The organism is Mesorhizobium sp. BE184 (genome assembly GCF_031457045.1).
Classification (GTDB): Bacteria; Pseudomonadota; Alphaproteobacteria; order Rhizobiales; family Rhizobiaceae; genus Mesorhizobium.
On record NZ_JAVDVU010000003.1, the window covers coordinates 53,812 to 66,088 of the forward strand.

General features: G+C 61.9%; 14 protein-coding genes. 8 read left to right on the forward strand and 6 right to left on the reverse strand.

Annotation, left to right across the window (positions count from 1 at the left end; all coding sequences use genetic code 11):
• The first annotated feature begins 6 nt into the window (after window positions 1–6).
• From pstB to phoB, 3 genes are read left to right on the forward strand one after another with little or no spacing between them, the layout of a single operon-like run.
• On the forward strand, window positions 7–819 hold the full coding sequence (gene pstB, locus J2X35_RS13825) for a phosphate ABC transporter ATP-binding protein PstB (RefSeq protein WP_056112635.1): 813 nt from the start codon (window positions 7–9) through the stop codon (window positions 817–819).
• A gap of 29 nt (window positions 820–848) precedes the next feature.
• Window positions 849–1,550, forward strand: coding sequence for a phosphate signaling complex protein PhoU (gene phoU / locus J2X35_RS13830; RefSeq protein ID WP_056112632.1), 702 nt, complete (start codon window positions 849–851; stop codon window positions 1,548–1,550).
• Between the two features lie 17 nt (window positions 1,551–1,567).
• Window positions 1,568–2,257, forward strand: a complete 690-nt coding sequence (gene phoB / locus J2X35_RS13835) for a phosphate regulon transcriptional regulator PhoB (RefSeq protein ID WP_056112629.1) — start codon at window positions 1,568–1,570, stop codon at window positions 2,255–2,257.
• Between the two features lie 6 nt (window positions 2,258–2,263).
• On the opposite strand, the gene J2X35_RS13840 is transcribed toward phoB, so the two are convergent.
• Entirely contained in the window at window positions 2,264–3,508 is a 1,245-nt protein-coding gene (locus tag J2X35_RS13840) for an ROK family protein (protein ID WP_310186349.1), read from the reverse strand.
• Between the two features lie 238 nt (window positions 3,509–3,746).
• Here J2X35_RS13840 and xylF point away from each other — a divergent pair, with 238 nt between their 5' ends.
• The 4 genes from xylF (at window position 3,747) to J2X35_RS13860 (ending at window position 8,782) form a co-directional block, all read left to right on the forward strand.
• Window positions 3,747–4,787 carry a D-xylose ABC transporter substrate-binding protein gene (gene xylF, locus J2X35_RS13845; protein WP_056112624.1) on the forward strand — a complete coding sequence of 347 codons (1,041 nt, stop codon included), beginning with the start codon at window positions 3,747–3,749 and terminating at the stop codon, window positions 4,785–4,787.
• 145 nt (window positions 4,788–4,932) lie between these two features.
• Complete coding sequence (locus tag J2X35_RS13850) at window positions 4,933–6,249, forward strand: sugar ABC transporter permease (protein WP_310186353.1); 1,317 nt, start codon at window positions 4,933–4,935, stop codon at window positions 6,247–6,249.
• Between the two features lie 12 nt (window positions 6,250–6,261).
• A complete protein-coding gene (locus tag J2X35_RS13855) occupies window positions 6,262–7,050 on the forward strand; it encodes an ATP-binding cassette domain-containing protein (RefSeq protein WP_056112618.1) in 789 nt (262 codons plus the stop codon).
• A gap of 109 nt (window positions 7,051–7,159) precedes the next feature.
• Window positions 7,160–8,782 carry a CHASE domain-containing protein gene (locus J2X35_RS13860; protein ID WP_310186357.1) on the forward strand — a complete coding sequence of 541 codons (1,623 nt, stop codon included), beginning with the start codon at window positions 7,160–7,162 and terminating at the stop codon, window positions 8,780–8,782.
• Between the two features lie 49 nt (window positions 8,783–8,831).
• Here J2X35_RS13860 and J2X35_RS13865 read toward each other — a convergent pair whose 3' ends face one another.
• The 5 genes from J2X35_RS13865 to J2X35_RS13885 all read right to left on the reverse strand — a co-directional run bounded on the left by J2X35_RS13865 (window position 8,832) and on the right by J2X35_RS13885 (window position 11,861).
• Window positions 8,832–9,080: a YMGG-like glycine zipper-containing protein gene (locus J2X35_RS13865; RefSeq protein ID WP_056112611.1), complete on the reverse strand. Its 249-nt coding sequence runs from the start codon at window positions 9,078–9,080 to the stop codon at window positions 8,832–8,834.
• Between the two features lie 91 nt (window positions 9,081–9,171).
• A complete protein-coding gene (locus tag J2X35_RS13870; protein WP_310186360.1) occupies window positions 9,172–9,498 on the reverse strand; it encodes a hypothetical protein in 327 nt (108 codons plus the stop codon).
• A gap of 129 nt (window positions 9,499–9,627) precedes the next feature.
• On the reverse strand, window positions 9,628–10,575 hold the full coding sequence (locus J2X35_RS13875; RefSeq protein ID WP_310186361.1) for an HWE histidine kinase domain-containing protein: 948 nt from the start codon (window positions 10,573–10,575) through the stop codon (window positions 9,628–9,630).
• Between the two features lie 239 nt (window positions 10,576–10,814).
• The gene (locus J2X35_RS13880; protein ID WP_082542470.1) at window positions 10,815–10,979 is read right to left on the reverse strand and encodes a DUF1328 domain-containing protein; all 165 of its coding nucleotides are present in this window, start codon (window positions 10,977–10,979) and stop codon (window positions 10,815–10,817) included.
• Between the two features lie 87 nt (window positions 10,980–11,066).
• Window positions 11,067–11,861 carry a response regulator gene (locus J2X35_RS13885; RefSeq protein WP_056112603.1) on the reverse strand — a complete coding sequence of 265 codons (795 nt, stop codon included), beginning with the start codon at window positions 11,859–11,861 and terminating at the stop codon, window positions 11,067–11,069.
• Window positions 11,862–12,075: 214 nt separating this feature from the next.
• On the opposite strand from J2X35_RS13885, the gene J2X35_RS13890 reads away from it, so the two are divergent.
• Window positions 12,076–12,276 (forward strand): NepR family anti-sigma factor, encoded by a 201-nt coding sequence (locus J2X35_RS13890; protein WP_056112600.1) that lies wholly within the window; start codon window positions 12,076–12,078, stop codon window positions 12,274–12,276.
• Window position 12,277: the final 1 nt, after the last annotated feature.

Consider the following 12,277-nt stretch of genomic DNA (forward strand, 5'->3'; position numbering starts at 1 on the left):
AGAGATATGAAACCGATGCTGTCCAATGAAATCGCCATGTCAGATGCCATCGCCCTCGCTCCCAAAACCACCAAGATCGAGGTCAAGGATCTCAACTTCTACTACGGTGAGTCGAAGGCGCTGAAGAACATATCGCTGTCGCTTCCGGCCCGCAGCGTCACCGCCTTCATCGGTCCGTCGGGTTGCGGAAAATCGACGCTGCTGCGCGTCTTCAACCGCATCTACGAGCTCTATCCGAAGCAGCGCGCCGACGGGCAGGTCCTGCTCGACGGCAAGAACATCCTCGACCGTTCGCAGGACCTCAACCTGCTGCGCACCAAGATCGGCATGGTGTTCCAGAAGCCGACGCCGTTTCCGATGTCGATCTACGAGAACATCGCCTTCGGCATCCGCCTCTATGAGAAGCTTTCGAAGTCGGAAATGGACGTCCGGGTCGAACAGGCGCTGCATCGCGCGGCGCTGTGGAACGAGGTCAAGGACAAGCTCGACGCCAGCGGCCTCAGCCTTTCGGGCGGCCAACAGCAGCGGTTGTGCATCGCGCGCACCGTGGCGGTGAAGCCGGAGGTCATCCTGCTCGACGAGCCGGCGTCGGCGCTCGATCCGCTATCGACCGCCAAGATCGAGGAACTCATCGATGAGTTGCAGGTGGACTACACGATTGTCATCGTCACCCACAACATGCAGCAGGCGGCGCGCGTCTCCAGCCAGACGGCGTTCATGTATCTCGGCGAACTGATCGAATACGACAAGACCGAGAAGATGTTCACGTCGCCGGGCGAGAAGCGCACGCAGGACTACATCACCGGCCGGTTCGGCTGATTTCGCCCGCGTCATACGAGGACAGCATCATGAGCGAACATACGGTCGCATCCTTCGACGAAGATCTCGCCCAGATCAGCAAGCTCATCCACGGGATGGGCGAGCTCGCCGGCCTGATGGTCGGCAGCTCGACGCGGGCTCTGCTCGGCGCCGACAATGCGTTGGCGCAGCACGTCATTTCCGATGACGCCATCATGGACGCGCGCCAGCGTGAACTGGACGGCCGGGCCATCACGCTTATCGCCAAACGCCAGCCGATGGCCGATGATCTCCGTTCGGTACTCGGCGCCATTCGCATGGCCGGCGACATGGAGCGGATCGGCGATCTGGCCAAGAACATTGCCAAGCGTGTCGGCGCGGTCGGCGAACACACCGTTCCGCGCGACCTGTCGCACTCGATCGAATCGATGGCCCAACTGGTGCTGGAACAGGTCCATGCGGTGGTAGACGAATACAGCGTCGGCAACGCGCCGGCCCTGTCCAAGCTGAGAACCGACGACGAGCGGATCGACGTCAAATACACGTCGGTGTTCCGCGAGCTCCTGACCTACATGATGGAGGACCCGCGCAACATTACCGCTTGCACGCATCTGCTGTTCTGCGCCAAGAATCTCGAGCGGATCGGCGACCACGTCACCAACATCGCCGAAAACGCCTATTATGTGCTGACGGGCGAGCAACTGCCGCCGAACAGGCCCAAGCTTGACGAGACGGCAGCGCCGGCTGCGTGACGGCTGAAAGGCTAGCAATGATTGCACCGCGTATCATGGTGGTGGAGGACGAGGAGCCGCTGGGCGTCCTCCTCCGCTACAATCTCGAATCCGAAGGCTACCATGTCGAAGTCGTAACCCGTGGCGACGAGGCCGAGATCCGGCTGCAGGAGAACGTTCCGGATCTCCTCGTCCTCGACTGGATGGTGCCCGCGGTCTCCGGTATCGAGCTTTGCCGGCGTCTGCGGATGCGACCCGAAACCGAGAGGCTGCCGGTTATCATGCTGACGGCGCGCGGCGAGGAAAGCGACCGGGTGCGTGGCCTTTCGACCGGGGCCGACGACTATCTGGTCAAGCCGTTCTCGACGCCCGAATTCATGGCGCGGGTGAAGGCGTTGCTGCGCCGGGCAAAGCCCGAGGTGCTGTCTTCGGTGCTGAAGGTCGGCGACATCGTGCTCGACCGGGAATCGCACCGAGTCTACCGCAAGAAGAGCGAGATCCGCCTTGGGCCGACCGAGTTCAGGCTGCTCGAGTTCATGATGCGGCACCCCGGCCGGGTGTTTTCGCGCAGCCAGCTCCTCGACAATGTCTGGGGCGAGACGATCTATATCGACGAGCGCACAGTCGACGTGCATGTCGGGCGGTTGCGCAAGGCAGTCAACACCGGACGGATGCCTGACGTCATCCGCACGATCCGCGGCGCCGGCTACGCCATCCGCGAGGACTGACTTTCCTCAAATAACAGCCGCCTGCCTGCTCGATTCCTGCGGCTGACTGCCGGGTGCGAATATCTCCTGATCGACGAAGGTGAGCGCCCGCATGGCGCAGCCTTCGCGGATGAGCGGCCGTTCGTCGGGCTCGGTGTCGAAGGAGATCGAACCGGAATGCTGGCCGCCAGCCGTTCTGGCGATTGCCGCGCGCAATGACGGCTCGATAAGGTCGAATGCCGCTGCGCCGATGCCGACCACGGCCACAGGCGCAGGATCGATCAGCGCGAACAGGCTGCCTAGTCCAAAACCCAGCGCTTCGCCGGCCGTACGATAGGCCTCGCGTTCGGGGCCATCGCCTTCGCGCGCCAAGGCGGCAAGCGCCTGCATGTCGTCATCGACGATGTTGGCTGCCGGTTCGGAGCTTTCGGCGAGGCCATGGGCATTGCGCCAGATGGCGTAATTGCCGGCATAGGCTTCGACGCAGCCGCGTCGGCCGCAGCGGCAGCGCGCGCCATCGGGCTTGTGGATCATGTGGCCGAACTCACCGCCGGAAGAATGCGTGCCGGTGAACAACTCGCCCTTCAAAATCATGCCCATGCCGATACCGTGGGAGAGGAGGATGGCGATGAAATCCTCACGGTAGCGCTCGGGGTTCCGCCAGCGCAGCGCCTCGGCCATCATGTTGCAGTCGTTCTCGACAATGACCGGAATGCCGAAGCGGGCTTCCAGCAAGTCGGCGAACGGGATGTCGGTGTGAGGGGTGATCGGCGTCCAGAGCAGGATGCGGGCCTGAGCGTCGGTGATGCCTTGTACGGCGAGCGCGATGCGCAGAACCCGGCGGCCGCTGAGTTGCAGGCGGTCCAGGCCTTGGCCGACAATGTCGATGCATTGCCGGATGAGGTCTTCGCGACCCATATGCTGGGTGTCGAGCCGGCGATGCTCCTCGGCTACCACATGGCCGGTATAGTCGATGATCGCGGCTGAGAGGAAATTGAGGGAGAGGACCACGGCGGCGACCACGGCCGCATCCGGATTGAGCGCAAGCGCGACCTGCGGACGGCCGCGCTTCAACGACGTGGTTTCGCCGCGCGCTTCCATCAACACGCATTCGCCGATGAGGTCGGAGGATATAGCCGATATGGTCGAGTGGCTGAGACCCGTCGTCGCTGCGATCTCTGTGCGTGAAGGCTGGCCGTCCCGGCGCACGGCCGAGATGACCATGGCACGATTGCGCCGCCGCAAATCGTCGTGGCGGATTCCCACCGACATCGTTATTTCCTCCCCTTGCGATTGCTAGGGCACGGCAATCGGCAAGATGTCAATTGTGGCAGAAGCCACGCGGGCTGTCATTATTTTTTCGGAACTCGAAAAAATAGAAATCCGAAAATGAAATCCGTTGACAGCGGCCAATCCTTACGTCATGATTTTTTTTGAGGCTCGAAAAAAAGAGCTTCTGTACGGGTCTTAAGGCCAATTAGTCAGCGCCGAGCGGCGCAGGGAGGAAATCATGAGGAAATTTGCAACCGCCATGTTGGCGGGTGTTGCTTTGTCTTTGACGCTGGCGTCCGTCGCCCATGCGAAAGACAAGGTAATCGGCGTGTCCTGGTCCAACTTCCAGGAAGAGCGCTGGAAGACCGACGAGGCGGCCATGAAGAAGGCTATCGAAGCCGCTGGCGATAAATACATCTCCGCCGACGCCCAGTCCAACCCGACCAAGCAGCTTGCCGATGTGGAAAGCCTGATCAGCCAGGGCGCCAACGCGCTCATCATCCTGGCACAGGACGCTTCCGCCATCGGTCCGGCTGTGCAGAAGGCCGTCGACGAAGGCATTCCGGTGGTTGGCTACGACCGCCTGATCGAAAACAAGGATGCCTTTTACCTGACCTTCGACAACACGGAAGTCGGCCGTTTGCAGGCGAAGGCCGTGTTCGCTGTCAAGCCGGAAGGCAACTACGTGTTCATCAAGGGTTCGGGCGCCGATCCGAACGCCGATTTCCTGTTCGCTGGCGCCATGGAAGTTCTCAAGGGCGCCATCGACGCCGGCAAGATCAAGAATGTCGGCGAGGCCTATACCGACGGCTGGCTGCCTGCCAACGCCCAGAAGAACATGGAGCAGTTCCTGACTGCCAACGACAACAAGGTCGACGCTGTCGTTGCTGCCAATGACGGCACCGCCGGCGGCGCAATCGCAGCGCTTCAGGCACAGGGCCTTGCCGGCTCGGTTCCGGTTTCGGGCCAGGACGCTGACCATGCCGCGCTGAACCGTATCGCGCTGGGTACGCAGACGGTGTCGGTGTTCAAGGATGCGCGCGATCTTGGCAAGAACGCCGCCGAAATCGCCTCGCAGCTCGCCGACGGCAAGGCCATGGGCGACATCGCCGGGGCAAAGGATTTCACCACGCCTGGCGGAAACACCGTCAAGTCGGTGTTCCTGACCCCGGTCGCCATCACCAAGGACAATCTGAACGTCGTCATCGACGCCGGCTGGATTTCCAAGGACGCAGTCTGCACCGGCGTGAAGGCCGGCAGCGTTTCGGTCTGCAACTAAACCGCAGGCCCTTGTCCAGCAAACGACGCCGCGGCCTCACGGTCGCGGCGTTTCTCAAGGTGCTTTCCGCTTCCGGGACGAAGGGAATGCAGCTACGATCGGCTTCCGGCATCCGCGCCAGACGGCAAACCGGTGGGAGGATTTCATGACAGATTCGACGTCCAGCGCCCGCGCGGACCAGGCCCGCGCTTCAGAGCTCAATGCCGTCGGCCGCTTTCTTCAGGCGACCGAGCTCGACACCCGCATGCTCGGGATGGTCGCCGCATTGATCATCATCTGGGTCGGACTTCATATCCTTTCAGGCGGCCTGTTCCTGACGCCGCGAAATCTCTGGAACCTTTCGGTGCAGTCGTCCTCGGTCGCCATCATGGCCACCGGCATGGTGCTGGTCATCGTCATGCGCAACATCGACCTATCAGTCGGCTCGCTGGAAGGCGTCGTCGGTATGATCATGGGCGTGACGCAGGCGCATATACTGATCCGCGTCATGGGGTTCGATCTCGGAAACCCCTGGATCTGGGTCATTGCGCTGGCGGTTGGCGTGGCGGTGGGCCTTCTGATCGGCGCGTTCCAGGGTTTCATCATCGCCTATCTCGACGTCCCGGCCTTCATCGTCACGCTGGGCGGCCTACTGGTCTGGCGTGGCGCTGCGTGGTGGGTCACCAGCGGACAGACGGTTGCGCCGCTCGACTCGACCTTCCAGCTCATGGGCGGCGGGCCGGCTGGATCGATCGGCTCGATGTGGAGCTGGGTCGTAGGGCTGGTCGCCTGCGCCGCGGTGGTCGGGCTGCTTCTCAACGGACGCACCCAGCGCAAGCGCTTCAAATTCCCGCTCCGCCCCGTATGGGCTGAAGCCTTCCTCGGCGCGGTTGCCTGTGCGGTCATCCTTGGCGCCGTCTGGATCGCCAATTCCTATCCCTGGCCGGCTGGCATCGTGAAACGCTACGCCGAGGCCAGCGGCATCCCGGTTCCGGAAGGCGGACTGTTCATCGCCCACGGCATCGCCATTCCGGTGCTGATCGCGGTCATTGTCGGCATCGTCATGACCTTCGTCACCAACCGCACGCGTTTCGGACGTTACGTCTTCGCCATCGGCGGCAACCCGGAGGCGGCCAGCCTCGCCGGCATCAACACGCGTTGGGTGACCATGAAGGTGTTCATGATCATGGGCGTCCTGGGCGCCATCGCCGCGGCGATTTCCTCGGCCCGCCTCAATGCTTCGACCAACTCGCTGGGCACGCTGGACGAACTGCTGGTCATCGCGGCGGCGGTCATCGGCGGCACGTCGCTCGCCGGCGGTTCGGGAACTGTGATCGGCGCCATGCTGGGCGCGCTGCTGATGCAGTCGCTGCAATCGGGCATGGTGCTGTTGGGCATCGACACGCCGCTGCAGAACATCGTTGTCGGCGCGGTGCTTGTCGTCGCCGTCTGGCTTGATACTTTCTATCGCAAACGCGTCTGAGGGAGCAGGATCATGGACCGAACCGGTACTCCGCTCATCGAAATGAAGGACATCTCCATCGCTTTCGGCGGCATCCGCGCCGTCGACAGCGCATCCTGCGACCTCTATCCAGGCGAGGTGGTGGCGCTGCTCGGCCACAATGGCGCCGGCAAGTCGACCTTCATCAAGATACTCTCCGGCGCCTACAAGCGCGATGCCGGGCAGATATTCGTCAATGGCGAGGAAGCGCAGATCAACAATCCGCGCGACGCCAAGAAATACGGCATCGAGACGATCTACCAGACGCTGGCGCTGGCGGACAATGTCGATGCGGCTGCCAATCTGTTTCTCGGCCGCGAGATCATGACCCAGTACAACACGCTGGACGACGTCGCCATGGAGGCGGAAGCCCGCAAGGTGATGGGGCGGCTCAACCCGCGCTTCCAGCGCTTCAAGGAGCCGGTGGTGAAGCTCTCCGGAGGCCAGCGGCAGTCGGTCGCCATCGCCCGCGCTATCCTGTTCAATGCCCGCATCCTGATCATGGACGAACCGACGGCGGCGCTCGGACCGCAGGAAACGGCCCAAGTGGGCGAACTGGTGAAGCAGCTTAAGGCCGACGGCATCGGCATCTTCCTGATCAGTCACGACATCCACGATGTCTTCGACCTGGCCGACCGGGTCTGCGTCATGAAGAACGGGCAGGTGGTCGGCACGGCACGCACGCAGGACGTCACCCAGGACGAGGTGCTCGGCATGATCATCCTGGGCAAATGCCCGCCCGGCGCCATACCTGGCCCCGGCGCGCTCAAGATCGCAGCCTGAACCGGCACAAGGGGCCCGCGGCTCTCTGCGGCGACAGTGTGACGCTCGCCATTGTGTTGGCGCAAGGACTTGCTAATAAGGTGCGGAACCGCAGGGCCCGCATCCACCGTTGAAAAAACTTTTCCCAGTTATAGCGTTTGTCGCCGTTGCGCTGATCAGCCTTGCGATGGCCGGGTTCGCCTATTTCGCAACGCAGGAAGCCGCGCGCATCAAGTTCGACGCGGTCGCCGACGATGCACTGAACCGGATCGAAAGCCGCGCCGACCTCCATCTTTCGCTGCTGCGCTCGACCAAGGCGCTGTTCGATGTGCGCAAGAGCGACGTTTCCCGCAGCGAGTTCAGTTCGTTCTTCAACGCGCTCGACATAGATGGCCATTTTGCCGGCTTGCGCGGCATCGGCATGTTGAAGCTGGTGAAAACCGGCGACGAAATCATCGCCCAGCGCGAGATTCAGCGCAATATCGGGGAGATGCGGGCGGTCTATCCGGCGACGACCTTTCCATGGCGCACGCCGATCGTGATGTTCGAGCCGCTGGATGCCTCGAACCGCGCTGCCATCGGCTACGATATGGCGACCGACCCCGAACGACGGGCGGCGCTGGAAAAGGCGATGACGGACGACGAGCAGCACGCGACCGGCCCGGTGGTGCTCGGCCAGGCGACGCAGGCCGGTCAGACCTTCACCGGTTTCCTCGTCTTCGTCCGTCTGAACGCGGCGACGGCGCCGGACGGCATCGATGCCGATCGCCCGGCGACGACCGGCTTCCTCTACGCCGCCTTCCGCGCCCGGGAGCTTTTCCAGGTTGCTCTGAACCGTGCCCCGCTACTGCCGGTCAACATCGAGGTCTATGACACCAGCGGCGAGGGCCAGAACCTGCTCTTCCGATCGGAGACCCCCCCGGTTCATTCCATCGGCGCCGATCTGGTGGTGACCCGAAAAATTGCCGTTGCCGGGCGCGAATGGGTCGTGCAGTTCCGGCCAACCAGCGGTTTCTCGCCGCCATCCTCACGCGGCATTCCGGTCATGCTCGGCCTGTTCGGCCTTCTGCTCGCAGGCGCCATTGCTTTGGTCGCCCGCTTCCAGCAGCGCGCCTTCGAGGCGGTCGCAGAAATGCACGAGACATCCGAGAAGAGCCTGCTGGAGAAGGATCTGATGCTCCAGGAAATGAAGCATCGCATCAAGAACTCGATCACGCGCGTGCTGGCGATGGCGCGTCAAACGGCGGCGGGAGCCGCCGACATCAAGGAGTTCTCCAATTCCTTCGCGGCGCGCCTGCAGGCCATGGCTGCCTCACAGGACATGCTGACACGCTCACGCTGGCAGAAAGCCGACCTCCGCGACCTGTTGCAAATCGAGCTGGGCCAGGTGTTCGGCAAGGATCTGCCCGACGACCTGCTTTCAGGTCCGGAAGTGCTATTGGACGAGACAACGACGCAAGCGCTGGGCCTGACTTTCCACGAATTGGCCACCAACGCGCTTAAATATGGCGATGCCGGCAATTCCACCGAGGCGCTGAAGGTCGATTGGCGCGTCGAAGGTATCGGGCAGAACCGCATGCTTCGGCTCAACTGGCGCGAGACAGGCCGCAAGGATGTCAAAGCGCCTCAGACAACCGGTTTCGGCACCAAGCTTATCGACATGAACATCACGCGCGAACTGCGCGGCGCCATCGAGCGCGATTTCCACGCCGATGGTCTCAAGGTTGCCATCAGCATTCCGCTGAAGGCCTAGAACCAAGGATGGAAAAAAGAGGCCGGCAAAGCCGGCCTCTTCTCGATGCTTAGTTGCAACGCGCCGTATAGATACGGCCCGTCCGCGGGCTGCGGTACTGGCAATAGCCGTTGCGCAGATTGCGCACCAGAAGGCCTGAACCGGCGCCGACCGCGGCGCCGATAAGGGCGCCTCGACCACCGCCAACGGCGCCGCCGATCAGCGCGCCTGCCGCCGTACCAACACCCACGTCCTGTTCGGTCGTGGTGCAGCCGCTAAGCGCCGCAACGGCGGCAACGGCCAACATGAGCTTCCGCATGAAGTCACTCCTCTCGCTTTGAAAAACGTCTCTGCCTTACGGCATGTCCTCCAACCTCTAGCACGAGAGGGCGGTGGCCGGCCGCAATAGACTATTCTTGGCTAAGATAGTCTTTTTGTTGGCGCAAGTTATTTGATGCGACAACCACTGCCGGCGTTTCGAAAGCGGCATTGAGAGACCCATCCGGATTGACGCTCCAGACCAGTTCACCTTCTTCCTCTTCGAGAGCCGGGTCCACGGCGATGCAAGTACCCAGAACCCGTTCTGCCGCCTTTCCCATCGAATTCAGAGTGAACGGGCGTTCGCTCATGCATTCGTCCGCAGTCTCGAAGATGGTCACCGGTGCGGGCAGTTCGCGGCACTGGGAAAGATCGTTCGAGCAGCCGATAATCAGAAGCACTGCAGCAATATGTTCCATCGCTGGATCCTTTCGCCACAAGAAACGGATTTCCCGCGTCGAAGTTCCGTGGGGCGCAAAAGTCAGTGGATGGATGGGTAACCTTGGTCGAATGCCGGGCGTCTCACGCAAGCCGACAGGCAGGCGCGGTCAGGCTGCCTCGAAATTTCCGTGCGGAACGACGAGGCGATATTCCAGCCTGTCGTTGGAAATATCCAGCGTGGCGCTGCCATTGAGCGAGGCCGGCACAACGCGCTCGAGCGCCACGCTGCCGAAGCGGCGCTCATTGCGAACGCTGTCGCCGGCGGAGATCGCCTCGCGCCAGGTCAGGACAAGTATCCTGCCTTCGCCTTCCGCCTCGAAATCGGCGCTGATTTCGACGAAGCCTTCCGGTTGCGACAGCGCACCGTAGCTGACCGAGTTGACCGCCAGTTCGTGCATGGCGAGGCCGATATGGAGCGTTGCATTGGGATTGATGTAGGGGTTCATGCCCTGGAAACGGAGGGCGCGGGCGGGATCGAACCCGTAGCGGCCGACCTGGCCCGTCACAAGTTCCCGCAACTCGGCGCCGCGCCAGTTCGAGGAGGTGACGAGGTCCTGGGATGAGGCCAGAGATTGCAGCCTGCCGCGAAAGCGGCCGAGAAAGTCGCTTATGGTCTCCGAATAGCGACCGGTCTGGGTGGCGATGCTCTGGATGATCGCCAGGAGGTTCTTCGAACGGTGGCTGACTTCGCGCAGCAACACTTTCAGGGTCTGCTCGCGCTGCTTTTGTTCTGTCGTTTCGATCTTGGTCGTAATCACGCCCTGAATCTTGCCGGTCTCGTCCAGATCCGCATCGACCCATACCTCGAACCAGCGGACTCTGTCGTCGGCGACGACGGTGAGTTCGAACCGTTCGGACTGTCCGTTGGCGACCACGGCGCGGCGCGACGTGAGGATTTGTTCGTTCTGGGAGGGGGAAAGGATGCTGCGGTCTTCATCCTCTGTCATCCAGGGGGCGCGCATGTTGCGCGCCCAGACAGCCTTGAGTTCGGGATCTTGGTAAAGAACGGAGACACCGGCATTGCGCAGCGCATGCATCATTGCGCGGCCAAGCATCTCACCTCGATCGCTCGGCAGGCTAACGATTTCCTCAGACATCTCAGGGGCCTGCCAGCTTCGTTTCAGACGGAATATCCGGTTTTTCCCATGCCATTTCCTTGGAACGGCACAGGCAGGGATAGGTTCCGTTGACAATTAGTAAGCTGATCCCAAAAAGTTCCGCCGGACGGCGTTCCATTGCGGAACACTGCCCGGCGGTGGCTGGAAACCGTTTGAGGGGGTGCGGCTTCCAGTGTTCAGGCGCGGCGGAAAAGACCCGCCAACAGCGAAATGACCAGGAAGGCGAGGAAGACAAAGAACAATATCTTCGCGAGACCGGCGGATGCTCCCGCAATACCGCCGAATCCAAGCGCGCCCGCAATGATGGCTACAACCAGAAAAACGAGCGCCCAATAAAGCATGTTCCATCTCCTTCCAATGATGCGACAAAACGCAAAGCCGGTGGCGTTAGTTCCGTCGATTAGCCGAAAAGAGAAGGAAATGCAGCGTCAGGCGGCGGCTTTCGCATGGCGGTCGAAAAACAGCGCCTGGCTGATCAACGCCTTGACCATGTCGGGGTTGAAGGGCTTCGTCACCAGGAAGGCCGGCTCCGGCCTTTCGCCGGTCAGCAGGCGCTCCGGGAATGCCGTGATGAAGATCACAGGCACCGAGGTCGAGGAGAGGATCTCGTTGACGGCCTCAAGCCCTGAACTGCCATCGGCAAGCTGGATGTCGGCCAGCACCATCTTCGGGCGAGTCTTGCCGAACATGGCCACCGCCTCCGCATGGGTGCGCGCCGTTCCGACGACGCGGTGGCCGAGGCTTTCGACCATTTCCTCGATATCCATGGCGATCAGCGGCTCATCCTCGATGATGAGGACATCGGTGGCGACCTGCCGTGAAATCTCGTTGCTGGCCTGCGACAGAAGCTCGGTGAACTCCTCTTCGCTGACATCGAGGACCTCGGCCGCTTCGGCCTCGCTGAAGCCTTCGACGGCCACCAAAAGAAAAGCCTGGCGCGGCAGCGGGGCCAGCGCATTGAGATTCGTCACCGCGCGCTGCTCCCATGCGGATTGGCTCTGTTCCTGGGGAACGCGGATGGCCACGGATGTGAACAGCTTGGCGAATATGCGGTAGAGGGCAATGCGGTCATTGGAAGCCCGCGGGAAAATCCCCACATCGGCGATGATTGCCTCCAGCATCGCCGCAACCATTGCGTCGCCGCTCTCCTGCGATCCCGAAACGGCTCGTGAAAACCTTCGCAGGTAAGGCAGATGTGGGGCGATGGTAGCGGATAGGCTCATGGTTGACGTCTCCCTCATGTGACGTGAAAGATCAATTGCGGTGCGGGCAGTTTCCAAATCCCATACTCGAGAACGCCGATACCGGGAAAAAGTTCCACCTTGTGGGAACCAGTTCCGTGCGAAAGCGTTTAGGCCAAAAATCGGGCTACCTGACGAGGGGGCTTGTGTGCCCGGAGTTGAGTGTTAGAAGCGTTTGGGGACGGGACAAGGCAGAATGAAGACCATGGGCAAGGATACGATCGCCGGCGCGCCGCCGCGCCGGGCGGGTTCGGCGAACCCTCTCGGATCGAACTCCGAAATCGGGCGCAAGCTCAAGCAATATTATGACGAGCTGGTTTCGGACGACGTTCCCGATCGTTTCGCTCAGCTCCTGTCGCAGCTGGAGAATTCTGAACCCGCGCAGAAAAAGGACTGAA

Bases quoted from the DNA above. Each gene is read 5' to 3' on its own strand.
- pstB (WP_056112635.1), top strand. From the start codon at position 7: ATGAAACCGATGCTGTCCAATGAAATCGCCATGTCAGATGCCATCGCC.
- phoU (WP_056112632.1), top strand. From the start codon at position 849: ATGAGCGAACATACGGTCGCATCCTTCGACGAAGATCTCGCCCAGATC.
- phoB (WP_056112629.1), top strand. From the start codon at position 1,568: ATGATTGCACCGCGTATCATGGTGGTGGAGGACGAGGAGCCGCTGGGC.
- J2X35_RS13840 (WP_310186349.1), bottom strand. From the start codon at position 3,508: ATGTCGGTGGGAATCCGCCACGACGATTTGCGGCGGCGCAATCGTGCC.
- xylF (WP_056112624.1), top strand. From the start codon at position 3,747: ATGAGGAAATTTGCAACCGCCATGTTGGCGGGTGTTGCTTTGTCTTTG.
- J2X35_RS13850 (WP_310186353.1), top strand. From the start codon at position 4,933: ATGACAGATTCGACGTCCAGCGCCCGCGCGGACCAGGCCCGCGCTTCA.
- J2X35_RS13855 (WP_056112618.1), top strand. From the start codon at position 6,262: ATGGACCGAACCGGTACTCCGCTCATCGAAATGAAGGACATCTCCATC.
- J2X35_RS13865 (WP_056112611.1), bottom strand. From the start codon at position 9,080: ATGCGGAAGCTCATGTTGGCCGTTGCCGCCGTTGCGGCGCTTAGCGGC.
- J2X35_RS13870 (WP_310186360.1), bottom strand. From the start codon at position 9,498: ATGGAACATATTGCTGCAGTGCTTCTGATTATCGGCTGCTCGAACGAT.
- J2X35_RS13875 (WP_310186361.1), bottom strand. From the start codon at position 10,575: ATGCTTGGCCGCGCAATGATGCATGCGCTGCGCAATGCCGGTGTCTCC.
- J2X35_RS13880 (WP_082542470.1), bottom strand. From the start codon at position 10,979: ATGCTTTATTGGGCGCTCGTTTTTCTGGTTGTAGCCATCATTGCGGGC.
- J2X35_RS13885 (WP_056112603.1), bottom strand. From the start codon at position 11,861: ATGAGCCTATCCGCTACCATCGCCCCACATCTGCCTTACCTGCGAAGG.
- J2X35_RS13890 (WP_056112600.1), top strand. From the start codon at position 12,076: ATGAAGACCATGGGCAAGGATACGATCGCCGGCGCGCCGCCGCGCCGG.